We start from the raw sequence: 1,264 nt of genomic DNA, 5'->3' as shown, positions 1-1,264 counted from the left end.
TGTCATCCTTGTATCTCTGAGGTAGCGGCAGTTTGTAAGAGACTGTTGTGGTGGGGGAGACGAGGCATCGTCTCCCCCGCGGGCGGACGGCACCCGTTCATCCTGCGGTCACAGCGACCGACGCTCAGCACAGGGACCGCTGCCCAAGTCACGTACGACCGAACAGTCGCACGAAATCAATCGGACATACAAGGCAGGTTATCGTGACCCGGATCATTTGTGGAGTAGACGTAGCATGTTGTTCTCTGGCGGCTCGCATCGGCGAGGACGGCGCCTCTGCCAGCTTCCCCAACACGCAGGAGGGTATTGCCGGGCTGGCAGCATTCTGCGACAGCTATGGCGTGGAACTGGTCGCCATGGAAGCTACCGGTGGCTATGAACAGGGCGCATTTGCGCAGTTATCCGAGCACGGCCTGCCGGTAGCCATCGTGAACCCGCGCGCGGTGCGGCAGTTCGCGCAGAGTATGGGCTTGCTGGAGAAGACCGATGCCATCGACGCGGGCGTGATCGCTTGGTATGCGCAGACGAAGAAGTGCCAGCCGCTGTGCCTGGCTCCGCAGACGCAGCTTGAGTTGCGTGCTCGCGTGACCCGCCTGCGTCAACTCACCGACGTGCGCACAGCGCAACTGAACCAGCAACGGCTGGTCACGAATCCCACAGTCCAGGCCGGCTTTAAGAAGATGCTGGCGTTCCTGGCTGAACAAATTGCGGAGTTGGAACAGGCCATCGCCACCCTCATCGAAGCCGACCCGTTGTGGCGCGAACTCAACCAAGCCTTCCGCACCATCAAGGGCGTGGCTGATCGCACCGTAGCCCGCATCATGGCAGAGATGCCGGAGATCGGCACGCTCTCCAACAAGACCATCTCCAAGCTGGCGGGACTGGCGCCTCTAGCCAATGACTCAGGCAAACATCAGGGCAAACGTGTTGTACGTGGCGGCCGGGCTGCGGTACGCGACATCCTGTTCCTGGTCGGCAGCGTGGTCGCCCGGTACGAACCGGACTTCATCGCCTTCCAGCAGAGGCTCCGTGCCGTCGGCAAACCACCCAAGGTCGTCCGCATCGCCGTGGCACACAAGTTGCTCGTTCGCCTCAACGCCAAAGCAAGAGAGGTGCGCCAGCGCATGCAACTCCAATCTCCCGTCCTCGTGACTACTTGAGCCAAACTCGCCCGCAGCCGTGGTTGTGGGAAAGAGGGAAACAGCTTCACCGTTTTCCGCCTTTTCCAACAACCTTTCCTTGACAATCCAGACAGTCGCTGAGC

1 protein-coding gene is annotated in these 1,264 nt (G+C 61.0%); it reads left to right on the top strand.

From position 1 onward, the window contains the following. The first annotated feature begins 203 nt into the window (after positions 1-203). Positions 204-1,160 carry an IS110 family RNA-guided transposase gene (locus OHL21_RS00085; RefSeq protein WP_263415210.1) on the top strand — a complete coding sequence of 319 codons (957 nt, stop codon included), beginning with the start codon at positions 204-206 and terminating at the stop codon, positions 1,158-1,160. The last annotated feature ends 104 nt before the right edge of the window (positions 1,161-1,264 follow it).

The sequence above is a fragment of the Terriglobus albidus genome, from assembly GCF_025685425.1.
Lineage (GTDB): Bacteria > Acidobacteriota > Terriglobia > Terriglobales > Acidobacteriaceae > Terriglobus > Terriglobus albidus.
This window is presented reverse-complemented; position numbering and strand designations above follow the sequence as displayed.